Genomic DNA, 21,704 nt, shown 5'->3' with positions numbered 1-21,704 from the left:
TTTATTCTGCCTCCTTGAGGAATGCCTCGTACTCTTCGGCGGAGAGCAGGCTTTCAAGCTGTCCTTCATCCTCCACTTCAATAACGATCATCCAGCCTTCACCATATGGGTCGCTGTTAATCAATTCAGGAGAATCAAGCAGTGCTTCGTTGATTTCCACCACTTTTCCACTTACCGGAGCGTATACATCGGAAACAGCTTTTACGGACTCCACCGTGCCGAAAGAATCGTGCTGACTGATTTCATCTCCAACTTCCGGCAGTTCCACAAAAACTACATCGCCCATAGCTTCCTGCGCATGATGCGAAATACCGATTCTAGCCTTGTTTCCTTCTACCTTTACCCATTCATGGTCCTTAGTGTACTTGAGATCGCTTTTAATCATTTTATTTGGCCTCCCTTTTATAAAATGGTGTACGCACAATTTGTGCTTTTACGTCCTTATTTCGGATTTCCACAGTGATGGTTTCGCCAATCTCCGCGTATTTGGTATCGAGAATCGCCAAACCCAAATTCTTCTCCAGGGTAGGAGAGAAACTGCCGGTTGTCACATGACCAATCTGCTGCCCGTCTTTTTTCACGGGATAGCCGGCACGGGCAATGCCGCGCTCGATCATCTCAAAACCGACCACTTTCCTTGGAATACCTGCAGCCTTTTGGGCTACCAAAGCATCCTTGCCGATAAAATCTTCTTTCTCCAAAACAACAAACCTGCCTAAACCTGCTTCCAACGGAGTGACATCCTCCCCTAACTCATGGCCGTAGAGAGGCATTTTAGCCTCAAAACGCAGCGTATCCCTGGCCCCTAAACCACAGGGCAAGATATTATCTCCTCCTGCTGAGAGCATCTTATTCCAAAGCTGGACTGCTTTATCAGGCGGACAGTAAATCTCAAACCCATCCTCGCCGGTGTAACCGGTTCTGGAAATGAGACAATCCACCCCATCTACCTGCCCGTATGTAAACCAGTAATTTTTAATGGCAGACAGATCGGTAGAGGTCAAGCCCTGTAAAATCTGCTCGGCATAAGGTCCTTGAATGGCAATTTGGGCTGTATCTGCTGATTCGTTTACAATTTCCACATTATAACCATCTTTGTGTTGGGCAACCCAAGCGTAATCCTTGTCGGTGTTTGAAGCATTTACAACCAACAAGTATTCGTCATCTGCCACTTTATAGACCAGCAGGTCATCTACAGTGCCGCCGCTGGGCAAACAGAAAACAGCATATTGAATCTGGTTAATGCTTAGTTTGCTGGCATCATTTGTAATCAGCTTTTGTACCAACTTTAAAGCATCAGGTCCTTTTACCCTGATTTCACCCATGTGGCTCACATCGAATAAACCGGCTTTAGTCCGGACGGCCTTGTGCTCTTCTAAAATGCCGCTGTACTGGACCGGCATATCCCAACCACCGAAATCCACCATCTTGGCGCCAAGGGCCCGGTGAACTTCATTTAAAGGGGTTTTTTTCAGTTCGGTCATCCATAAACACCTCCTAAATTTACACTAATCAGTCAGAGGACACATTTCTTCATGTGAAAAATATGTCTCTAAGCAAAATTCTACCCTACTATCATTTAATTATTTATCGCCCCCAAACCGGTGCCTATTTTCTCTTCAACCAAGAATATCTTACCAGAAATGGTAAAGAAAAAGAAAAGGACAAGAGAAAATAGCACAAATTTTAGTTTTGGATTCCTTCACTAATTTGAAGTTCTCCCTTAACCTGTGCTACTTTCCCCTGTCCTTTTACCTGAGAGATTACTCCGGAAAATGCCGGAGTTTCCCCGTTGGTGTCCTACTGGCGTCTTGCCCGCAGCAGGACCTCTCCAGAGGCTGTGTCCGATGACGGTACTTTTGCCTGAGAGTTTCCCCATAAGTTAGCAGCTAATGGGTTGCTCCTTCGGCGCCCCTTGTCAGGGTCTCTCCCGCCACCGTTCATCCACATCTTTCTAACTATAATTATATATCAAATATTTTAAAAATTTACAATGGTATCTATTTAATTTTAGCTAAAAATTTGAGCTAAATTTTAAAAAGAATTGAATAGCAACAGCAAAAATCAACATCGGAAACCGGAGTAATAAAAAATTCTTAGCAAAGCCTTTTTATTAAGTTTTTTTACAATATTCGACAAGATCTTACTATTCCCTTTCGTTTACACAAGTTAATTTTTTCACTAGCTTTTTCCCCCCTGTTTTTGCTCTAAATCTACTGCAGGTTGAATTTTCGGCAGTAAAAATGTCGCGGGAATTTTTATCAGTTCCTGTGGCATACTAAATTAGAATTTTTTTATTACGAGTAGGAAAGTATATTCTTTTTTTCGGAATAGAGAGGAATGGTTAGATGTTCACCAAATCCAAACCTCCTCGTTTAATACCGGGGTCCCTTGGCCTTGGGATAGGTATAGCTGCTGCCGCGCTGGGGGGACTGGGGCTAAAATATCTGGGACGAAAAACAATAGAAAAGTTCAGCCGCAGCGCTATACATACCATTATGACCGATCTTTACAACGAAAATATCTGGGAATTCATTTCTGCTACCACCAGGGTAGGGCCCCAAACCATTGTCGAAGCCAACATGCGGGCAGAAGAAGGCAAAGTTGTTAACCGCCCCCTGGGTACCCCCAGAAAATTTCCTTCGCTGGACAGCCTGATGTTTACTTTCGCCCAACTGGCTAAGCTGCCCACGCCCGGTGATGTCCCCATCGACACTTCGGTAATAATCGGCAAAAAGGCAGCCAAACCTATGTTATTAAAAACCCCGATCATAGTCTCTGGAATGGCTTACGGCTATGCTTTAAGCGAAAAATTTAAAATCGCCTTGGCCAAAGGAGCTGCAATGGCAGGCACAGCCACCAACACCGGCGAAGGTCCCTTTCTTCCTAAAGAACGGAAGGCAGCAAAATATTTAATCCTGCAGTATAACCGCGGCCACTGGAGCAAGTCCATAGAAATCTTAAAACAGGCCGATGCCATCGAAATCCAAATAGGCCAAGGGGCTATCGGGGGTGTTGCTCATACCCTTAGCGCCAACCTTTTGGACAAAAGGTTACGGGCGCAGTTTCAGGTTGCACCTGGTGAAGATGCGGTAGTTCATTCCCGCCAACCAGGCATTAATAGCCCCAAAAAACTGCGGCAACTGGTGAATGAACTGCGGGAAATCACTGAGGGAGTGCCCATTGGAGTAAAAATGGGGGCAGGCAAGAACCTTGAGCATGACCTGGATCTGGCTGTAGAAAGCGGAGTGGACTTCATTGCAGTGGAAGGAGCTGAAGCTGCCACCAAAGGTTCGCCTCCTATCCTGCAGGATGACTTCGGTCTTCCCACCGTGTTTACCATTGCCCGGGCCGGAAAGTTCTTGGCAGAGTCAGATGTAAAAGACAGAGTCAGCCTCATCGCTGCGGGCAAGCTGAATACGCCGGGAGATTTTTTGAAGGCAATCGCCTTGGGAGCCGATGCCGTATATATCGGTACTATGGCTTTGTTTGCCACCGCCCACACTCAGGTTTTAAAGGCGCTGCCTTTCGAGCCTCCCACCCAAGTAGCCTGGTACGACGGCAAAGTGCAGCATAAATTTAACGTTGAAGAAGGCGCTAAGAGCCTGGCCCGATTTATCAATTCCTGTACAGCGGAGATCCAGGAAGGAATTATAGCCTTAGGCAAGACTTCATTGCACCGAGTGAACAAGGAAGATTTAATAGCCCTTGATCCAATTGTGGCCGAGGCTACCGGGGTGGAACCGGCGTATCGACCTAAGTCTGTTTATTAACGGACTTAGGTCGAATCGTCAGTCCTTACTCGTTAGTTTTGGCAACCATAAAGTCACCAGTCCCTGGCAACGACCTTTGGCCGAGTCACTAGTCTCCAGTCATCAGTTACGTGGCTGAATTTCAGGCTACAGCACCGGTGACTAGGGACTAGGAAATGGTGACTGGTGACCGCTAACGACCAACGAGTAAGGACTGACGACGCAGGAGGGGCTTCCAATTAAAGGAAGCCCCTCCTGATACGGCCATTTACCGTCCGGCCGCGGGACCAAATTCAGCAACCCTCTTTGCAATGGGCAGTTTCTCTCAACATCCAGTGCTTGGTAAACATCCTTTTCACCTCTTTTCCCAAGTGAATGTTACCTATCATAAACCATTTTACTACCCCCGTAGGGTATAGTCAAGTTTTGTGTGAACTTTAAAATTAATTTTACTGCCTATTAATTTTACTAACCTGAGAATGCTAAAAAAAAATCCCGATGTAAAAAAAGCAGGAGTTTTTAACTTTATGTCGAAGTAACAGCTTAGCAAATAGCCTGTGAGGTGACCTATGGATATAGGGGCATTAAAACAGCAGGTTATGAAAATCTACAATAACATCAACCAGGAATTATTCAAGACTGGGGTCAAACGCCAGCGGGTAGACATTATCGGTAGGAAAATCGTGATTTTAGCAGAGCACCAAAGGGTGCCTGCCCTCCAATCGCTGGATACAACCCAGCGGCAGCTTACACGGGTTATGGATATGGCCCTGCTAGATTTGTACAAAGAGGAACTGCATAAGCAAATTGAGGCACAATTATCCTTGCCTGTCAAGCTGGTTTTAAAGGACTATGATCCTTTTACCGAAATTGCCGGTACGATTATTGTTTTGGAAGATGACGCGGAATAATTTAATATAGCGTCTTCCGGTCCTCTGCCTGGAGCAGGCACAGGGCTGATCGACTAAACCGCTGCTGGTAGACGGAACTCCTTTGGAGAGCCTTAAAACCGCAGGTTTAAAACACCTAGCCTTATTAAAGGTCTATTAGGTGTTTTAAGCCTGCGGTTTTTTTGTCAGCCGATTTGACGGTCGCGAAAGCCCGGGATCTCGCGGCAGGCCAAATGTTACTGGCTGAATATAATCTTGCTAACAGCATGGAGGTGATTAGTTTTTACTTTTGCTCCCTTTATCACTATTTGTAGGAGGTTATACCATTGACAACACTCGTTAACGACGTACTCGAAGCGCTTAACCACATCACCGGCGGTCGTGTAGTGACCAGCATGGATCAAGTAGCTGCAGCCAGCCATCCTTTCGTGGTGATGAAATCTTCCAATATTCCCGGCAAAAGTGTCATGGAGTTTCCCGGCCTAGTTTTTGGCAACCCCCAAGCTCAGGTCAAGAAACTAGCCGTAACAATGACCCTTACGGAATCAGCCATTGAATTGGCGGGAGCCACCGGCGTGGATGTCATAATCGCCCATCACCCGATTGCCGATGCGGCCAATTCCGGAGGGGTACCTTTAAAATATTATCTTTCCTTATACAACATTGCTGTCATCGAATTGCACGAGGCATTTCACGGTTTGCACCCCGGTATTCCATACCTGCACGGGCATAGGACCCTCCATGTGGACATTGCTTATGCCGGGCTCCCAGGCAATATCCTCTTTGTAGGACAAGCCCTGGAAGAAATCAAGACAGCCGGCGACATCGTCAGCAGGTTAAACCTGCTCATGGACAAAGCCACGGAAGAAAAAATGCTGGAGCGGGAGAAAGAACTGCGGGACAGCTGGGCCATGGAAGAAACCGTGGTGGCTACCGGGCCAAAAATCTTAAACGGCAGCCCTGATTCCCCCGTTAAAAACATCCTGCATATTTTTCCCCATACCGGTTTCAGCCCTGCCCACTTAGAAAAGGCAGTCGGTGAATTCCCGGAAGTCGATACTGTACTTGCCAGCATCAGCAGGGTCCGCCCCGACAGCGCCCTGGTGGCCAAAGCAAAAGAATTGGGTTTAAATTTCATCGTTGGAAATTCCCATGCGGTGGAAATTTTTGAAAACGGCTTGCCTTTAGCGGCAGCGGTACAGATGCTTCTGCCGGAGGTTGAGGTAGTGTTATTCAGGGAAAGGGTTACCGCCATACCGGTCGCCCAGGCGGGAAACCCGAATATCAAACGCTATGCAGCTGAAATAGCAACAAAGTATTTGGTTGAAAAAACATCTTAAAAATAAATCAAGGAGGTAAAAATTATGTCAACACTGGAAAGAGAACTGACCCAAGGCAAAAAAGCAGTTTCCCGGATTGAACTTGTGGGACTTATTATGGTGGCACTTTCAATTTTTGGTCTTTTAGTTAACCCTGGTTTCATAGCCGGTATTTTTAACGCCATGGTTGAGCGCACCGTACCCGTAATTGTGAACGTTTACATTACCGGCACTCTAGGTGTAACCATCATCCTCAGCGTAGTCACCGGGAGGATCCTGGAAAGACTTGGTTTTACCGATGCACTGATCAGAATCTTCACCCCTATCACCAAGTTAATGGGCATCAACCCCACGGTAGTTATTCCTGCAGTTTATAATATCCTCGGTGACATCAACGCCGCTGGGCGTATTACCGGCCCTACTTTAAAAAGGGCTAAAGCTACCAAGGACGAACAAAAAATAGCCATTGCCACCATGATTCAGTCCCAGCAGTCATTTTCCACTTTTATGCTGGGAATGCTGGCCATGACTGCCGCAGGGATCAAAGTCTTCCCGGTCATTGTTATCGCCGTGTTCTTGCCTTTGGTCGTAGTGCCCTGGCTCTTGAGCCGGACAATTTACCGCAATACTGAAGCAAAGTCACTGGTGCACATTGACCGGTTCACGCCTACTACCGGCGCCCTGCCTACTCTGTTTGGCGCCGCCCGGGAAGGTGCAGAGCTCTTATTCCTGCTCCTCATCCCTGCAGCCGCTGCTATTTTTGCTATCATCGGAGCTTTAAACTATATCGGCATCTGGGGACCTATCGAACAGGGCTTAACAGCTGCCTTGACGGCTCTCTCCATCGATCCGCAAACAGGTATTCAGTCTATCCTGGTTTCGCCGACCCTAGCAATGAATACCTTGAAAGATACGGCAGCAACATTAAACCCCAAACTGGTAATCGGCTCCTTTGTATTGGCTTCTTCTGGATTTCCTCTCCAGGTAATAGTTGGACAAGTACCCGCAATCTGGGCCAGCGGATCCGACCTGACAGAGCGGGAAGCTATGGAAGCAGCTGTCTTAGGCGCCGTTATGCGGATTGTTACCGCTTTCATCCTGGCTTTGGTGCTAACCCCACTGGTAAGCTAGGAGCCCTTTTAAAAACAAGCATGGCCGCGCTCGCCATGCTTGTTTATTAATCTTATTTATTTCACCATTTCTCCAGTCGCTCCCTAAGTAACTCAGTCAATTCCACACTGTATCTCCCCGGAGCTGTTTCCATTACCTCTAAAACCGGGCAGCATAGCGGAATATCTAATAAAATCCTTCTGCCTGCAGCAATTAGTCTTAATCCAAAAGAGGCTATAAATGAATCCCTGTCTGGAATTAAGTCAGTGCTTAAAAGTAATCTAAACCGGGCGGATAAAAGTTCTGGTATAACTGCCACCTTTGCTTCTTCCGCTTCCCAGGAACCAAGACCGAAGAGTGTCCCCCTAAAACCATACTCCGCTACTCGCCCGCTGGCTGCAACTCTTTTATTCCGTAGCACAAATCCGGAAAAAGCATATTTATCAAATCCCGAAAAACCTTGTATCAGTTGATGATTACCGGTCAAATCGATCTTGAAGCAGCTATGGGGATAAATCTGCACTGCAGTTTCGGCAATTATTTCTACCCCCACTTTCATCTCCTTCACCCTCTTCCCTGAAGCTTTAGTTTACATTTATGCCGGGAGCTCACAAGACATGATGGTAACAGTTACAAAAACAAGCGTTTCTTCAGGTTGCGTTTGAAACGGCATAAAGGAATCTTCATTTAACCGAAGCAAACCTTTAGCGCTGCTTGACGCACAATGCACATCCTGTTTAGTGCCAGAGCAAATTACATAGGAGCAATATCAGAAGAGGGAAGTGGAGAAATATTCCAACAAAAATATTAGAGCAAGCTATCTGCTTGCTCCAGATGTAAAATCTATGTAAACCCGGCAAAAACCGGGTAGCATTCGCGCCCCGCAAGGAGCGCGTTTATTAGGAGGTATAAAAAAGGAGGTCGAGTATTTCAATTAATAAGTTAGCAATAAAACCTTAAAATAGCCTGAGAACTTTGTTAAGTTTCCGTTAATGTTTAACCCCCACCCTCCGAATGAATAAGCTGTTAGTGAATACATTCGGAAAGAGGTGCTGCAATGAAACGAATTGTCATAGATTTGAACTCCCGCCACTTATCCTGGTATAAGGGCAACTCCCTGATCAAAACCTACCCAGTGGCTATTGGCAAGCCGTCCACCCCTACCCCGACCGGCAGCTACCAGGTGGTAAACAAAATTATCAACCCGGGCGGAGTTTTAGGCACTCGCTGGATGGGGCTTGACATTCCCACCGATGACGGATCTTACGGTATCCACGGCACCAACAACCCCACTTCCATCGGCCAGGCCATTTCCAACGGCTGCATTCGCATGTACAATCACGATGTGGAAGAATTATTCCCCCAGGTAAAAATTGGGACTCCGGTGGACATTACGGGGTCCTACAGCGGCGTCCACTTTAATCCCCCCGGGGACAACTTAACCCCTGGCTTAAACGGCAAAATTTATATCGTCCGCCCTGGCGATTCCCTCTGGAAAATCGCCCAACTTCACGGGGTAACACTAGAGGCATTGATTAACGCAAATAACCTTGCCAGTCCGGATCTTATCTACCCCGGCCAAAGGATTATAATTCCTGCCTACCTTTCTTATTTACCAAAATAGAATTAATGTGTAAAACAACGGTTCCTCCTAAATCGATGCATGCCCCATGAAACCAGTCAGGACTAACTTAATGTATTATTAAAGCAAAAGAACTTGAAAAAATCCCCTGCGCTCAATCACCAATTGATTGCAACGCAGGGGCAAGAGTCAGTCATTTGTTACCTTACTAATTCTTCAAACTGTCCTGCTTCCAGCTTCCTGATTTTGGGCAGGCCAATCAGGTTATTAAAGTCACCAAAAGGAATCATTTGAGGTATTAAATGTTCTGTTGTCCCTTGCCGCTTAAGTTCTTCCATTAAGTTTTTCACCGCTTGAGCTGTAATGTAAGTGGAGGAAGTAGGATAGATTACTATTCCGTAACCTAATTGCTCCAACTCTCTGACATTTAATAAAGGAGTCCGTCCGCCTTCCACCATGTTGGCCAAAACCGGCACTCTAAAACTGGAGGTTATTAATTTCATTTCTTCTACTGATTCAGGAGATTCAACAAATATCACATCGGCGCCTGCTTGTTCGTAGGCTTTACCGCGTTCAATTGCCTCCTCGATGCCGTAGACCGTTCTGGCATCGGTGCGGGCAATAATAACGAAGTCCTTATCCGTTCTGGCTGCTACGGCAGCTTTGATTTTCGCCACCATTTCTTCTTTAGGTATTACTTGCCTTCCGGTCATGTGGCCGCACTTTTTGGGCGCAACCTGATCTTCAAGCTGAATGGCTGCAGCTCCCGCTTTTTCGTATTCCTGTACTGTCCTGATTACATTAACCACGTTGCCGAACCCTGTATCCCCGTCGCAGATCACCGGAATCAGCACAGCACTCGCTATGTTGTTTACCCTCGTCAGCATTTCAGTCATGGTCAACAGCCCCACGTCGGGCTGCCCTAAATGGCTGGCGGCTTGGCCATACCCGGTCATATATACAGCGTCAAAACCAACATGTTCTATTATTTTGGCAGTAAGTGCATCATGGGCGCCTGGCGCCACTAAAATTGAGTCAGCTTCCAATAACTGCCGCAATCTTTTCCGTACATTCACGTTGCTTGCTCCTTTCCGTTTTTACTGGAGGCTAAAATATTCCTTGGCAAATTCGAACGTTTCATTGGGATAAATTTCACCCATTGCACCTATTGCATACATCAAATAATTTTTATCAATGATAATTTGAGGCTTGTGCGGCAACAGAGAAATACCCGGATTGGACAGCGCTTTCTCTATAATTCTGAAAGACTTTTCAAGAGAAGAATGAGTAAATATCCCGCCAACACCTATTACCAATTTGACTTTTCTTAAATCCCTGCCAATAGGAGTCCCTGGCGTCACGCCTAATATGGGGTCGTACTCCCTGGCCAAGTAACCGGCATGACGCTTCAAAGCAATTTCCAAGGCTGTAATAGCCATAGCTTCATCGAACATCTTTTCTTCTTCAGATGTACTGATATGCTCGGGGTTCTTTTCAACGAACGAAGCATAACTTATCAACCTCTGCCAGTTCTCTTTGCCGGAAAGCCCGACTTTCTGCAAAATGGCCTCCGGTCCGGCGGTCTCCACAATTCCCGTAGCGCTGACCCGGAGTCCCAGATTTCCTTCCACCGTGCGGTAGGAAACCTGCTTCTCGTTGTTAATTACCAGGCCTTTTTCCTCATCCGGCAACTCCCCCAAGGAGGGGAGCAAAGAATGGACATCAGTGGTAGCTCCCCCTATGTCCAATACCAATAGATCTCCTAATCCGCCGGCGTTATGGGTCCCGGCAGCTAAAAGCTCGGCACCCAAAAGCACTGCGCCAGGGGTGGGAATTACTTTGCCGTTAGTTACATTCTCTTTTAACTTACCCAGCCCTTTTGCCCGCGTTATCTGGCGGATAAACTGCTCATGGATAGCCTGGCGGGCAGGCTTCACTTTTAATTCATGAATAGTTGGCATTACGTTAGCGACCCTGACATTTTTGATATTGCTGTTGTTTAAAATAGCTTCCACTTTGGGCTGGGCTGCAGAGTTGCCTGCAATAATGACTACGGCGTTAACCTTGCTTTCAACAATCACTTGCGTGTTCTCCAGTATAGATTCTTGATCGCCGCCGTCAGTGCCGCCCGCCAGCAGGATTATATCCGGATTAATCTCACGGAGCACTTGTACTTTAAAACCAGGTTTATCTTCATGGGATAAAATCTCCAAGACTCTTGCGCCGGCGCTCATAGCCACCTCTTTTGCAGCTTTAGCAGTTACTCGGGGCATAAAACCCATGGCAACCATGCGCAGCCCCCCGGCTGCGCTGCTGGCGGCGTAAACTTCATCGGCTGCAAAATCAGGTAGATCAATGGCACAGGTTAAGTTGTATTTGGCGTTTTGTAAACCAACTGTAATATTTTCCACAGTAGTTGGAGTCTGCGCGCGGCCGAGATAAGTCAACTTACCTTTTTCACGAATGTTCGCTCCACATAGAGTCTCTAAACGTCCGCATTAGCGCCAAATCAGCCAGTAAGTTGATGCCGGCCACGTTGATCTGTAGCCCGCTTAGCTCCCTGGGGAGTCCTGCCAAAACAGCCATCCCTTCAGCCAAGAGGCACATGGATAAAGCCATTCCGTCAGTGCCCTCAATATTGTTCAGGTGTTTATGGGAATCTAACTGCACAAAGATGTTGTTTTCCGCACATATTTGCAGCGCTTTATAGCCGTTAAGCACCTTGGTCCGGTAATCGAGAATACCTCTGCCCCCGAAATGTACATGTATAACCGGACCGATATCGGTCCCGTCAAACCAGGGCATTTAAAATCGATAAGTGGACCTATAAAAAATTATCCAAACTGCCAGTGTTCTCCTCTCTTGCTCCTAATGATAAAGGTTAAAATTTTATTTGACTGTAATAGTCAAGCACCATATCTTGACGGCATATACATAACAGCCCCGACGTTCAGCATCTCAACACTATAAAAAATCCAGACCTAAATTGTTTGCATTGCATTTTAGCCATCCTAAAAAAGGCTGTTGGTGATCCAACAGCCCAGACCGTCGACAAAGTATTATTAGACCTCGCAAAATTGTAAACCTTGTACCGCTGCTCCAAAGACTATCGCCAAGAGCGCTTGCTGCTTAAGCGTTTGACTTCCAGCGGCGCGGTGACGCGACATCCTATCGCTCCACCGCTCTCGCGGCGTCCGTGCCGCTCGTCCGCTTCCAGTCAAACTCTTCGCAGAGCGCTCTAGGGCTTGTCATAATGTCGCAGCTACACACAATGGATTACAATTTTTGCATTTGTCTACAAGCTGCCGCTGTTGATGACTCAACAGCCCTGTTAGATCCAATGCCTTGAAGAAAACAACATAAACCTATTATTTACTACTTTTCAGCTTCCAATAAATAACTGTCCCGGCAAATACAATCAGTGTCAGGCTGACCAGCTGGGCCACCCGAATCGGTCCCAGCATCAGGCTGTCGGTGCGCAGCCCCTCGATGAAAAAGCGTCCTACCGAGTACAGAGCCAAATAACTGAGAAAAACGACGCCTTCTGGCAGGTTGTTGCGGCGCCGCAGCCAGAGCAAAAACAGAAAAACAGCTACATTCCACGTAGATTCGTACAAAAATGTAGGATGATAATACTGGCCGCCGATATACATGCCCTCTTGAATAAACTTGGGAAATTTGCTGATAAACTCGTAAGATACGGGTCCCCCGTGGGCCTCCTGGTTAAAAAAGTTGCCCCAGCGACCGATGGCCTGCCCCAGGATGATACTGGGAGCTACTATATCTGCTATCTGCCAAAACTTAAGATGGTGCTTACGGATATAATAATACCCTGCCAGAACACCACCAACCAGCCCTCCATGAATGGCAAGGCCGCCATGCCAAATAGCAAAAATCTCCGCCGGGTTACCGGCATAATCGGTCCAGCTGAAGATCACGTAGTATAACCGGGCGCCGATGATGGCCGCCGGGGCAGCCAATAAGACAAGGTTAAGAATGTGCTCCGGATCAATGCCCTTTCTGGCCGCTTCCCTGTAGGCCAGATAAGTGCCAAAAGCCAGAGCCGAGCTGATTAAAATGCCGTACCACCTGATGGCCAAAGGCCCTATCTCGATAGCAATCGGATTCATTGGATACACCTCACTTATGCTATTTATTATGATTAAGAAGCGCGGTTAAGTCAAGTTCGCAACCGATTAAAGGAAAAAGCGCAAGCACTTGCCAGCGCCTACGCCCTCTTCCTAACCTGTTTCATATATTTTACTACCAGCTCGTCCAACTCACAGCTTTTTTGGTAGACATCCTTATCCAGCAGGGTAACTTTCGGACTCAATGCCAACTTTGTTAATTCCTGCGATTTAAGGCTGATTAATTTAGCAAGTTTATCCCCTTTCACTAGGCACCTCCTCGCTCTCTATTCCTGTCGATAAAACACCATATATCGTTGTATTATATCTACTCTTCGCTATATGTAGTATAGTTCGACATGACCTGGAAATAACCTGCTAAATTGTGACTTTTTATGGAAATTTTTTTATTCTTTATGGAAATAGACGATAAACTGTGAATAATGTTCCTAGCCATATTTGTAGGCAATGCCGAAACCGCCGCGGGGATTGCGCCAGTCGATATTGTCATGGGCGCAGCCATAACGGCAAGTGCCGCATTCCACGCAGCCTTCGTAGGCAGTTTCGATAATCTCGTCTTTGTCATTCCAGGCATAAACTTTGGCCGGGCAGATATAGGTGCACGGTCTAGTCTCACAATACTTGCAAACTTCCCTATCCTTGATCTTAAGATGGCTGTGCTTATCAGCCTGGTAGCGATTTAAAAACAGTTTATCTTCCAGAGATTTCATCCCATCACCCTCCACAGCCGGTAAAAGTCTTTAGCCAGCTGGAATTTGGAACGTTTAGCCGTCACACCCTCCATAATTTTACGCTGTTTTTCCTTTTTCGGCACATTGTCTACAGTGGTAAACTCTCTGGCTACAAAGTTGGCCAGCTTAGGATATAATGTAAAAAGATGGTCATTGGTCTCAAAAAACGCGGAAGCGTTTTGATATTTCTGCAAGTCCTTTAAAATAAAGCTGTCTTTTAATTTTTTCTCGTAGAGGGAAAGAGTGGCACTGCTAAAGTCACCCCGTTCCCTGGCATGAATAACAGTCTCGGCTGCATACTTTCCTGACATCATGGCCATATTTGAACCTTCCCGGTGGATCCCGTTGACCAGCATAGCCGCATCACCCACTACCAGGAGACCGTCCCTATAAAGCTTGGGTATAGCATTATAGCCGCCTTCAGGAATTAAATGTCCCGCATATTCCTTGGTTTCCCCTCCTTCCAGGAGCGGTTTTACCACTGGATGGTTTTTCAGCCTTTCCAGGAGCTCGTTGGGATTCCACCTGTTCCGTACTACCTGGGAAAGCAGCGCGCCGCAGCCAATGGATATGGAATCCTTGTTGGTATAAATAAATCCGGTGCCCACCATGCCCTGAGTCGATTCCCCAACCAACTCGATTGTGGCGCCTTCATTTGGCTCCAGGTTAAACCTGTCCTCAATCTTCTCTTTGGGCAAAGCAATAACTTCCTTAACCGCCACCGCCAATTGGGCGGTGTTTAAACCATCATGCTGCAGGCCAGCTTTCTGAGTCAACATGGAGTTGACGCCTTCTGCCAAGACAACTACATCGGCCCGGACATCGCCGTCGGCTCGCCCGGTACGGACACCTACCACCTTGTTTCCTTCGTAGAGCAGATCTTCTACCACCGTTTCCGTAATGAGCAGCGCTCCAGCTTCCACCGCTTGCTTGGCAAACCAGCGGTCAAATTTAGCCCTTAAGACAGTGAAGTTATTATAAGGTTCCCGACCAAAATGTTTTCCTTTATAACCAAGGGTTACAGCCGAATCCTGGTCCAAAATCCACAGCCGCTGTTCCACCACCGGCCGCTCCAGGGGAGCTTCCCGCCAGAAGCCGGGGATTATTTCCTCCGTAGGATGACGGTAGAGTACCCCGCCCATGACGTTTTTCGAACCGGGGTAATCACCTCTTTCAATTAAGAGAGTATTTATCCCGGCTTTTGCCAAGAGATAGGCTGTAGCTGTCCCTGCCACGCCGGCACCCACTACGATGCAATCAAATTTTTCCACAGCCATATTTATACCTCCCTCCCGGCAGTGCCGTTTAATTTTTGCCTGAATTCCTCAGTTAATGCAGGTACAACCTCCATGTAATCTCCTACTATCCCGAAAGTAGCGACTTTAAAGATTGGGGCTTCCGGGTCTTTGTTAATCGCCACAATCACATCGGAAGTCTGCATCCCAACCAGGTGCTGGATTGCCCCCGAAATACCGATGGCAAAATATACTTTAGGGCGCACAGTTAAACCCGTTTGCCCCACCTGGTATTCCAACCCCAACCATCCGGCCTCCACCGCGGCCCGGGAAGCGCCTAAAGTCCCGCCCAGCACGCCGGCCAGTTCTTCCAGGATTTTAAAGTTTTCTTTGCTGCCGATCCCCCGGCCCCCTGCCACAATGATTTCGGCTTTATCCAAATAGACAGCAGCGCCTTTTTCTTGAACCAGTTGAATGATTTTTGTCCTGATATCTTCTTCTTTTAGTCCCAGTTTTTCTTTGATAACCTCTCCTTTCCGAACTTGGCCTTTTTCCGGCATAGGCATGACCCGGGGACGGACGGTAGCCATCTGGGGCCGGTGGTTTTTACAGACAATGGTAGCCAGGATATTCCCCCCAAAAGCAGGACGGGTTTGCAAGAGCAGCCTGGTACCGGGATCTATGCTCAGCTCAGTGCAGTCGGCTGTAAGGCCGGTCTCCAAGGTAGTAGCCACAGCACCGGATAAGTCCCTGCCCAAAGTGGTGGCCCCCATTAAAAAAATTTCCGGCTTGTATTTTTGTACTAAGTCCACCAGCCCCTTGGCGTAGGGTCCGGTACGGTAATCCCGTAAAACCGGTTCATCGATAACATACACCAGTTCCGCTCCGTAATCAAAAATCTCCTGCGTCAGGTTACCCACTTCATGACCCAGCAGCACGCCTGCCAACCTGCCCCCTGACTGCTCAGCCAATTTCTTTCCTACACCCAAGAGTTCCCAGGACACCGGCGCCACTTCTCCTTGTGCCTGTTCGATGAACACCCAGACATCCTTGTATTCACTTAACTCGGCATTATTTTTTGCTTCAGTTGCACACATCGATAAACACCCGCCTCCAACTGACATATTGGCCATCAGCTTTCAGCTGTCAGCCTGCAGCTTGATTATTAAATTGTTGCACTTCCCAGCAATAGCGGCCATAGCCATCCTTGCAAAGTTTTTTTAAAGTGGCTACATATATGACCAAGCTATAAGCTGATGGCTGGCGGCTGGTAGCTGATAGCTACTTATCCGCTATTATTTTCGTCGTAACCAGCTTCTCCACCAATTCTCGGGCCATTTCCCGGGGAGTGCCTTTCAGCATTTCCCCCTGGGGGCGCTCCGGCGGAGGAAAAATTTTACGTACCGCAGTAGGCGAGCCTTTAAGCCCAATCCTGCTCTCATCCAGTCCTAAATCATCTTTACTCCATATCCTGGGCGTAAAGCGCACCGAACGGAGCAAATCAGGCAAGCTGGCGTAACGCAGTTCGTTGATATCCTTTACTACAGTTAACAAAGCGGGCAAGGTAGCGCTGACTATTTCCCGTTGCCCTTCCAGCTTGCGGTGCACAATAATGGTTTTTTTGTCCAAGTCCAGGGACTCAATTTTCATTACATAAGTTAATTGCGGCCAACCTAAGCGGGCTGCGATCCCCGGCCCTACCTGGGCCGTATCACCGTCAATAGCTTGTTTGCCGCACAGCACCAAATCTACAGGTTGCTCCCGGTGCAATTTCAAAATTCCTTCCGTCAGTATTAAACTTGTTGCCAGCGTATCAGCCCCGGCAAATTTACGATCGCTCAAAAGAATAGCTTCATCGGCGCCAAAAGAAATAGAGCGGCGGAGCACTTCTTCCGCCTGGGGAGGCCCCATGCAAATTACGGTCACCTTACCGCCGTAAATTTCCTTAAGCTGCACCGCAGCTTCCACCGCATGGGCATCATAAGGATTGATAATGGAAGGTACACCTTCACGGACTAGAGTATTGGTTTTCGGGTCGACCCGGACTTCAGCCGTATCGGGGACTTGTTTGACGCAAACAACAAAATGCATTAAGCTTCACCTCATCTATTATTATCTGCACTATCAGCAGTTTAATGTAAAATCTGCGTTTTTTGTATGCTAAAACCAACTTTCCTTGCTTACGCAGGCTTAACCGTTCTAAAAGGCTATGCGCCGGAAAGTAAATTCTGTAAAAAGTCAACTTTTGTACTGTACCTTCATAAGTTAATAGCATAAAGAAAAGTTGGCTTTACGCCCACCTGGCTTCCCGGAAGTGGGAGCCAAAACTAAGCTTGCACTCATTATAAGGAGGTTGACATGGGATTGAATTTAGACGATTTATTTGCCCAGGCCAATAAGTTTAAGGAAAGCATGGCCCAGGCCAAACAGCTGTTGGACAGCAGAACTATTGAGGTATCAGGCGGACATGGAGCAGTAGTTGTGGTTATCTCAGGTTTAGCCAAAATAAAGGTAATACGTCTGGCTCCCGATGCTCTCACTTTGCTTGGTCGGGAGGGGCTGGAGTCTACTCTCGTCAGCACCGTTAACGAAGCTTTCGACCGCTCAAAAGACCTGGCTGCCAAAACCATGTCAGAATTAACCGGCTTTAATCTAGAGAATATTTCCGAATTATTCTAGCAAATTTCACAAAATATCCCCCATACCGGCCCGTTAAGGGCCTTTTTTTTTTTACTAATTCCTCACCCCTCTGCCTGAACCGAATACTAATATACTAAGGTAGATCTTAAAGAGAGGGGAGCGTTAATGGATAGAATAGATAGGCTTTTGCGCAGAAGCCGCTATGACATAATGAGTGTTTCCAATGTGGTGGGCGTAGGCAAAGGTTTAAAAATGGTCAGGGGGGAAACAACAAACGAACATTCCGTAGTTGTCCTGGTCAGCAAAAAGATGCCTGCCAGTGAATTAAAAAGAGGAGAAAAAATCCCCCCTAAAATCTATGACGTGTCTACTGATATTATCGAGGTGGGGGAAATCCGTCTCCTGGGGAGAACCGACTATATGCGGCCCGCTCCTCCCGGCATCAGCATTGGACATTATCTGATCTCCGCCGGGACTTTCGGGGCGGTGGTTAAAGACAGCGCCACCAAGAAACCGCTTATTCTTTCCAACAACCACGTCTTAGCCAACAGCTCCGACGGCAAAGACGGTCGCTGTAAAATAGGGGACCCGATCTATCAGCCGGGACCCTACGACGGAGGAACAAAAGACCAGCTGATCGGCTATTTGGAAAGGTTTGTGCCTATCCAGCGGGAATACGTCCAGTCCGAATGCCCGCAGGCAGCAGCAGTTGAATGGGCGGGCAACAGGATTATCAGGCTGGTTCGCCCCAATTACAGGATGTCGCTACTTAAGAGGTCCGCGTCTGATAATTTGGTTGATGCCGCAGTGGCCACCCCCGTTTCTCCCGCCGCCATAACTCCGGAGATCCTGGAAATAGGTCCGGTGAAAGGGGTAAAAGAGGCCAAACTGGGCATGAAGCTCAAAAAGAGCGGTCGTTCCAGCGGAATTAACACCAGCACAGTGCAAGTGGTAGCCACCACCCTGAAAGTTAGCATGGGTGATAATGACAATGTCTATTTTACCGACCAAATAGTAGCAGGCCCCATGGCCAGCCCTGGCGACAGCGGCTCACTTGTTTTGGACGAAGATAATAACGCCGTGGGCCTCTTATTTGCCGGTTCCGACCAATCAACAGTGATTAACCGCATCCAAAATGTAATGGAACTGCTGCAGATTGAATTCTAACGACCTGCTCCAGTTGCTGCAATAAGCAAAAGGGCCGCCATTAGGCGGCACTTTTACTATATTGCCAAGTTCCCTTCCGGCTGGTTAATAACCTTGAGGATCTGTTCTTCATCACCTGTTAAAGCATTGATATATATTAAGTAGAGTTCATTCCCCAGCTTGCCTTTAACCTCGTAGGTGAAGGCCTCTTTGCCGTTGTCCAGGGGAATTATTGCCTTGCGTATATTTTCGATTTTTACCCTGGGGTTGATTTTATTTTTAACTTCGGCCTCGGTTAATTTTGCTTTTGGTATATCCCGCTGGCGGTGGGACATAAGGTAGTTAAAAGCTTCAAACCCTACTACTTCGCCGTTGTCGAGAGCGACTTTCACCTTAACTAAATCAGGATAGACTACCACCCCTTGCTGGCGGTAAGCATAAGAAATCACCTGGGTATTGCCCTGCCGGATTGTGTAAGTAGCAAGCATATCGGGATAGCCGTTTGCTTCAAGAAAACGGGCTGCCTTGGCTTCTGCTTCAGCGGCGGACAAGGTCGCTTTGTTAACTGTCCTGCTGTTAATCATCGTAATGGGGTGTCCACCTTTTTTGCTTAGGTCTACAGTGATGAGGCCCGGCGCATCGGCAGGATCAAAGGTAAAAGTATAGGCAGCTATTTTGCCCCGTACTGTGCCGGAGTGAACAACATTGTACCCCTGTTTTTTCCCTTTGTTTAAAAAACTCCTGGCTAATCCGGCCGCCTGGCTGGAAGTTACCTCCTTTCCGGTCAACCCCTTGGGTTCAATCTTTTCCAGGTGATCCGAGAAGGGACCGTCGTAAATCAGCGCCGGTAAACCCTGAATTCGCTTTTCAATCTCCACGAAATTGGACAAATCGTTGGGCGCTTGCGGCTCCGCGCTGGCGGGCCGCAGCCAGTCCCCGGTGAGACCCCTGGTCCACCTGAAACCTTTCTGGTTAAAACGGCTCTCCATCTGGTGCAGGTCCGCGCTGAACCTGCCCACTTCCTCGTAAAGCTTGGTCAGGCGGTTGTAATCTTCATTGGTAAGCTGTTTGCCGTTGGCTCCTGCCCGCGCCAGGGAAAAAGCATAATCGCCCAGTTGGGCCAGAAACTTACGGCTGGCTGAGAGATTGATGTCGGTAAAAGGCAGCTGTGCCAATGAAACTTGGGCATCTGCAGCCCTATTCCAAATTTCGGTTAAGTACAGGATGTTATGCCGGGGGGAACCTGAAACAAGACTTTTGCCCAACAGCACCCGAGTTTGTTCTACGTGGCTAATCACATTATAAAATTCCCTTTGATAATCTGCTTCCAGTGCATTGGCCAGCCTTTCCTTATTAGCTCTTTCCCAGAACCCCCAGCTGACCAAGCCTGCCAGCACCAGCACCGCCAGAATGCCAAACAACATCTTCCGCATTAAATTAACCCCCTCCTCTTATATACCGAAAACGTGTTTTCCGATTTGCCTTACTATTTTCCGTGTCCAGATCCAGCCGCTCACCGGTTTGTAAGGGTTCCAGAAATACAGGGCGCCATAGGTCGGATCCCAGCCGTTTAAAGCATCTATGGCGGCTCTCCTGGCAGTGTTCAGGTCGCTGACCCGCCAAATAAGGCCGTTGGAAACACTTTCAAAGGCATGGGGCTGGAAAATAACCCCGCTGATGGTATTTGGAAAAGATGCATGCCGGACTCTGTTTAACAGCACTGCAGCTACAGCCACCTGGCCTTCATAGGGTTCTCCGGTTGCTTCCGCCGCTACTAACCTGGTCAAGAGATTCACCTCGTCGTTCCTTTTGACTAAGGACCAACCACCCTGGGTAGGAATAACGTCTGGAAATTGTTCCTCCTCAAAGACTGAATCCGTCACTGAAGATTTGCCCTCCTGCCTCGAAGGATTTTCTTCCTGACCTTTGCTCAATAATGGAACGGACAGGATTATCCCGGCCAGCAGGATAAATACCGCAACTGTTTTCCAGGAAAGATATTTCCGCAAATTTATCCCCCTCATCCAAGAATTTTTTTAGCCAACTTTACGTTTATTTTGGTTTTGTTGGCAGGAAATTATTCTATCCCTGAAAAGAAAAACGGCTTTGTCACCAGTTTTTGTCATTCACCGCAAACTCCACAGGCACATAGTATGGATTAGAAAACCATGCGGAGGAAGGAGGCTGAAAATTACGTGATGTTTAACCCCGATTTTCTCAATTTATTACAAAGCGTCGAACCTTTTCTAGGTCCCACAGGTAAAACTGTTACTCAACTAACGGGCCATTTTGCCGAGCTACTTAGCAGCCAAACGGGACAAAAGGCTTTACAGAGCTTCTCGGCCATTAAACCTAAGGCCCAAGTAAGCATTATGCCTGCAGATACCGATCCCGCCCAGTTGGAGGGAACAAATCCCTTTGCTTTGTTTTTAATTCTCATTTTACTTATCTTTGCCACCCAGGGCCCTGAACCCGCCGGCCCGCCCGGCGATGCTAGGGGGGATTTAAGTGCAGACGGAGCTGAATCAATCCCAGGAAAACATGGAGATGGTTCGCCCTGTTTAGAGTAATTTGCATACAGCCACACCCAGTGTGGCTAGTTTTATGTTTTGAAAAGTTTTTGTCAACATCTGTTAGGTCGGTGAATATATTAACTACAAGCCATCAAAAGATCATTACAAGGAGGTACGGACTTTGGAAAAGAAAAAAGATGAAGGAGTTGATCTGGTCGCCGGTCTGTTCAGCTTACTGGAACAACATCCCAAGCTCTCTACGGATAACCTGCTGGCCCTGTTGAGCTTATTAACTCTCTTAAGCATAGTGAATCTTATTAAGCCGGTAACTATCCAGCTGCCCGCCACAGGTCAGGGGCAGCCTTTGAATTTGGATAACACACTAATGAATACCTTGACCGGACTCTTACATAACAAAGGACAAGGAGGACTTAACCCGAGCGACTTGGCCGGAATGCTGGCTAAAAACCCTAACGCCATCGCAGCCTTAATGAACATGCTTTCCATGATCAAAGAACAAAAAACAACCCCTAAGAGCGAAGAAGCAGGCAAAAAAATTGCGCACGATGATACGCACAACATAACAATAAAAGATAAGAGTTAAGCCGTGCAAGTGTGCACGGCTTAATTCGTTATGT

General features: G+C 47.4%; 22 protein-coding genes, 1 pseudogene and 2 riboswitches. Of the genes and pseudogenes, 9 read left to right on the top strand and 14 right to left on the bottom strand.

All coding sequences use genetic code 11. From position 1 onward, the window contains the following. Position 1 precedes the first annotated feature (1 nt). The gene (gene gcvH / locus EYS13_RS13795) at positions 2-385 is read right to left on the bottom strand and encodes a glycine cleavage system protein GcvH (protein ID WP_227763884.1); all 384 of its coding nucleotides are present in this window, start codon (positions 383-385) and stop codon (positions 2-4) included. Position 386: 1 nt separating this feature from the next. Beyond that, the gene (gcvT, locus tag EYS13_RS13790; RefSeq protein ID WP_227763881.1) at positions 387-1,484 is read right to left on the bottom strand and encodes a glycine cleavage system aminomethyltransferase GcvT; all 1,098 of its coding nucleotides are present in this window, start codon (positions 1,482-1,484) and stop codon (positions 387-389) included. 256 nt (positions 1,485-1,740) lie between these two features. Beyond that, positions 1,741-1,838: riboswitch (glycine riboswitch) on the bottom strand. Between the two features lie 3 nt (positions 1,839-1,841). Beyond that, a riboswitch (glycine riboswitch) is annotated at positions 1,842-1,943 on the bottom strand. 405 nt (positions 1,944-2,348) lie between these two features. Here gcvT and EYS13_RS13785 point away from each other — a divergent pair. The 4 genes from EYS13_RS13785 (at position 2,349) to EYS13_RS13770 (ending at position 7,092) form a co-directional block, all read left to right on the top strand. Next, positions 2,349-3,773, top strand: a complete 1,425-nt coding sequence (locus EYS13_RS13785) for an FMN-binding glutamate synthase family protein (RefSeq protein WP_227763879.1) — start codon at positions 2,349-2,351, stop codon at positions 3,771-3,773. A 548-nt stretch (positions 3,774-4,321) separates the two neighbouring features. Then, positions 4,322-4,663: a Na-translocating system protein MpsC family protein gene (locus tag EYS13_RS13780; RefSeq protein WP_227763877.1), complete on the top strand. Its 342-nt coding sequence runs from the start codon at positions 4,322-4,324 to the stop codon at positions 4,661-4,663. 299 nt (positions 4,664-4,962) lie between these two features. Then, complete coding sequence (locus tag EYS13_RS13775) at positions 4,963-5,982, top strand: Nif3-like dinuclear metal center hexameric protein (RefSeq protein ID WP_423055359.1); 1,020 nt, start codon at positions 4,963-4,965, stop codon at positions 5,980-5,982. 24 nt (positions 5,983-6,006) lie between these two features. Further along, positions 6,007-7,092: a hypothetical protein gene (locus EYS13_RS13770; RefSeq protein ID WP_227763873.1), complete on the top strand. Its 1,086-nt coding sequence runs from the start codon at positions 6,007-6,009 to the stop codon at positions 7,090-7,092. A gap of 61 nt (positions 7,093-7,153) precedes the next feature. Here the strand turns inward: EYS13_RS13770 and EYS13_RS13765 are convergent, their stop codons facing one another. Continuing rightward, entirely contained in the window at positions 7,154-7,630 is a 477-nt protein-coding gene (locus EYS13_RS13765; RefSeq protein WP_227763871.1) for a hypothetical protein, read from the bottom strand. Between the two features lie 498 nt (positions 7,631-8,128). On the opposite strand from EYS13_RS13765, the gene EYS13_RS13760 reads away from it, so the two are divergent. Beyond that, entirely contained in the window at positions 8,129-8,695 is a 567-nt protein-coding gene (locus EYS13_RS13760) for a L,D-transpeptidase family protein (RefSeq protein WP_227763870.1), read from the top strand. 158 nt (positions 8,696-8,853) lie between these two features. On the opposite strand, the gene EYS13_RS13755 is transcribed toward EYS13_RS13760, so the two are convergent. The 9 genes and pseudogenes from EYS13_RS13755 to EYS13_RS13715 form a co-directional block, all read right to left on the bottom strand. Beyond that, complete coding sequence (locus EYS13_RS13755; protein WP_227763867.1) at positions 8,854-9,729, bottom strand: isocitrate lyase/PEP mutase family protein; 876 nt, start codon at positions 9,727-9,729, stop codon at positions 8,854-8,856. A 21-nt stretch (positions 9,730-9,750) separates the two neighbouring features. After that, entirely contained in the window at positions 9,751-11,118 is a 1,368-nt protein-coding gene (locus EYS13_RS13750; RefSeq protein WP_423055358.1) for a glutamate mutase L, read from the bottom strand. Between the two features lies 1 nt (position 11,119). After that, positions 11,120-11,449, bottom strand: a pseudogene (locus EYS13_RS13745) (cobalamin-dependent protein); the annotation flags it as partial. 572 nt (positions 11,450-12,021) lie between these two features. Then, complete coding sequence (lgt, locus tag EYS13_RS13740) at positions 12,022-12,813, bottom strand: prolipoprotein diacylglyceryl transferase (protein ID WP_423055357.1); 792 nt, start codon at positions 12,811-12,813, stop codon at positions 12,022-12,024. Between the two features lie 68 nt (positions 12,814-12,881). Then, a complete protein-coding gene (locus tag EYS13_RS13735) occupies positions 12,882-13,049 on the bottom strand; it encodes an aspartyl-phosphate phosphatase Spo0E family protein (protein ID WP_227763858.1) in 168 nt (55 codons plus the stop codon). A 180-nt stretch (positions 13,050-13,229) separates the two neighbouring features. Beyond that, the gene (locus EYS13_RS13730; protein WP_227763856.1) at positions 13,230-13,511 is read right to left on the bottom strand and encodes a ferredoxin family protein; all 282 of its coding nucleotides are present in this window, start codon (positions 13,509-13,511) and stop codon (positions 13,230-13,232) included. Further along, the gene (locus tag EYS13_RS13725; RefSeq protein ID WP_227763853.1) at positions 13,508-14,809 is read right to left on the bottom strand and encodes an FAD-dependent oxidoreductase; all 1,302 of its coding nucleotides are present in this window, start codon (positions 14,807-14,809) and stop codon (positions 13,508-13,510) included. Before EYS13_RS13725 ends, EYS13_RS13730 begins: the two co-directional genes overlap by 4 nt. 2 nt (positions 14,810-14,811) lie before the next feature. Further along, a complete protein-coding gene (locus EYS13_RS13720) occupies positions 14,812-15,864 on the bottom strand; it encodes an electron transfer flavoprotein subunit alpha/FixB family protein (RefSeq protein ID WP_227763852.1) in 1,053 nt (350 codons plus the stop codon). A 184-nt stretch (positions 15,865-16,048) separates the two neighbouring features. Further along, positions 16,049-16,858: an electron transfer flavoprotein subunit beta/FixA family protein gene (locus EYS13_RS13715; protein ID WP_227763850.1), complete on the bottom strand. Its 810-nt coding sequence runs from the start codon at positions 16,856-16,858 to the stop codon at positions 16,049-16,051. A 267-nt stretch (positions 16,859-17,125) separates the two neighbouring features. Between EYS13_RS13715 and EYS13_RS13710 the strand changes: the two genes are divergently transcribed. Then, on the top strand, positions 17,126-17,446 hold the full coding sequence (locus tag EYS13_RS13710; RefSeq protein ID WP_227763848.1) for a YbaB/EbfC family nucleoid-associated protein: 321 nt from the start codon (positions 17,126-17,128) through the stop codon (positions 17,444-17,446). 126 nt (positions 17,447-17,572) lie between these two features. After that, positions 17,573-18,574 (top strand): chymotrypsin family serine protease, encoded by a 1,002-nt coding sequence (locus EYS13_RS13705; protein ID WP_227763847.1) that lies wholly within the window; start codon positions 17,573-17,575, stop codon positions 18,572-18,574. Positions 18,575-18,630: 56 nt separating this feature from the next. Here EYS13_RS13705 and ypeB read toward each other — a convergent pair whose 3' ends face one another. Beyond that, complete coding sequence (gene ypeB / locus EYS13_RS13700; protein WP_227763845.1) at positions 18,631-19,986, bottom strand: germination protein YpeB; 1,356 nt, start codon at positions 19,984-19,986, stop codon at positions 18,631-18,633. Between the two features lie 18 nt (positions 19,987-20,004). Beyond that, complete coding sequence (locus tag EYS13_RS13695; RefSeq protein WP_227763842.1) at positions 20,005-20,562, bottom strand: cell wall hydrolase; 558 nt, start codon at positions 20,560-20,562, stop codon at positions 20,005-20,007. A 159-nt stretch (positions 20,563-20,721) separates the two neighbouring features. On the opposite strand from EYS13_RS13695, the gene EYS13_RS13690 reads away from it, so the two are divergent. Further along, positions 20,722-21,123: a hypothetical protein gene (locus EYS13_RS13690; RefSeq protein WP_227763841.1), complete on the top strand. Its 402-nt coding sequence runs from the start codon at positions 20,722-20,724 to the stop codon at positions 21,121-21,123. A 124-nt stretch (positions 21,124-21,247) separates the two neighbouring features. Next, on the top strand, positions 21,248-21,670 hold the full coding sequence (locus EYS13_RS13685; protein ID WP_227763839.1) for a hypothetical protein: 423 nt from the start codon (positions 21,248-21,250) through the stop codon (positions 21,668-21,670). Positions 21,671-21,704 lie beyond the last annotated feature (34 nt).

This window comes from Zhaonella formicivorans, from assembly GCF_004353525.1.
Lineage (GTDB): Bacteria > Bacillota > DUOV01 > DUOV01 > Zhaonellaceae > Zhaonella > Zhaonella formicivorans.
This window is presented reverse-complemented; position numbering and strand designations above follow the sequence as displayed.

Coding starts and splice junctions, on each gene's coding strand:
- gcvH (WP_227763884.1), bottom strand. CDS start 385: ATGATTAAAAGCGATCTCAAGTACACTAAGGACCATGAATGGGTAAAG.
- gcvT (WP_227763881.1), bottom strand. CDS start 1,484: ATGACCGAACTGAAAAAAACCCCTTTAAATGAAGTTCACCGGGCCCTT.
- EYS13_RS13785 (WP_227763879.1), top strand. CDS start 2,349: ATGTTCACCAAATCCAAACCTCCTCGTTTAATACCGGGGTCCCTTGGC.
- EYS13_RS13780 (WP_227763877.1), top strand. CDS start 4,322: ATGGATATAGGGGCATTAAAACAGCAGGTTATGAAAATCTACAATAAC.
- EYS13_RS13770 (WP_227763873.1), top strand. CDS start 6,007: ATGTCAACACTGGAAAGAGAACTGACCCAAGGCAAAAAAGCAGTTTCC.
- EYS13_RS13765 (WP_227763871.1), bottom strand. CDS start 7,630: ATGAAAGTGGGGGTAGAAATAATTGCCGAAACTGCAGTGCAGATTTAT.
- EYS13_RS13760 (WP_227763870.1), top strand. CDS start 8,129: ATGAAACGAATTGTCATAGATTTGAACTCCCGCCACTTATCCTGGTAT.
- EYS13_RS13730 (WP_227763856.1), bottom strand. CDS start 13,511: ATGAAATCTCTGGAAGATAAACTGTTTTTAAATCGCTACCAGGCTGAT.
- EYS13_RS13725 (WP_227763853.1), bottom strand. CDS start 14,809: ATGGCTGTGGAAAAATTTGATTGCATCGTAGTGGGTGCCGGCGTGGCA.
- EYS13_RS13720 (WP_227763852.1), bottom strand. CDS start 15,864: ATGTGTGCAACTGAAGCAAAAAATAATGCCGAGTTAAGTGAATACAAG.
- EYS13_RS13715 (WP_227763850.1), bottom strand. CDS start 16,858: ATGCATTTTGTTGTTTGCGTCAAACAAGTCCCCGATACGGCTGAAGTC.
- EYS13_RS13710 (WP_227763848.1), top strand. CDS start 17,126: ATGGGATTGAATTTAGACGATTTATTTGCCCAGGCCAATAAGTTTAAG.
- EYS13_RS13705 (WP_227763847.1), top strand. CDS start 17,573: ATGGATAGAATAGATAGGCTTTTGCGCAGAAGCCGCTATGACATAATG.
- ypeB (WP_227763845.1), bottom strand. CDS start 19,986: ATGCGGAAGATGTTGTTTGGCATTCTGGCGGTGCTGGTGCTGGCAGGC.
- EYS13_RS13690 (WP_227763841.1), top strand. CDS start 20,722: ATGCGGAGGAAGGAGGCTGAAAATTACGTGATGTTTAACCCCGATTTT.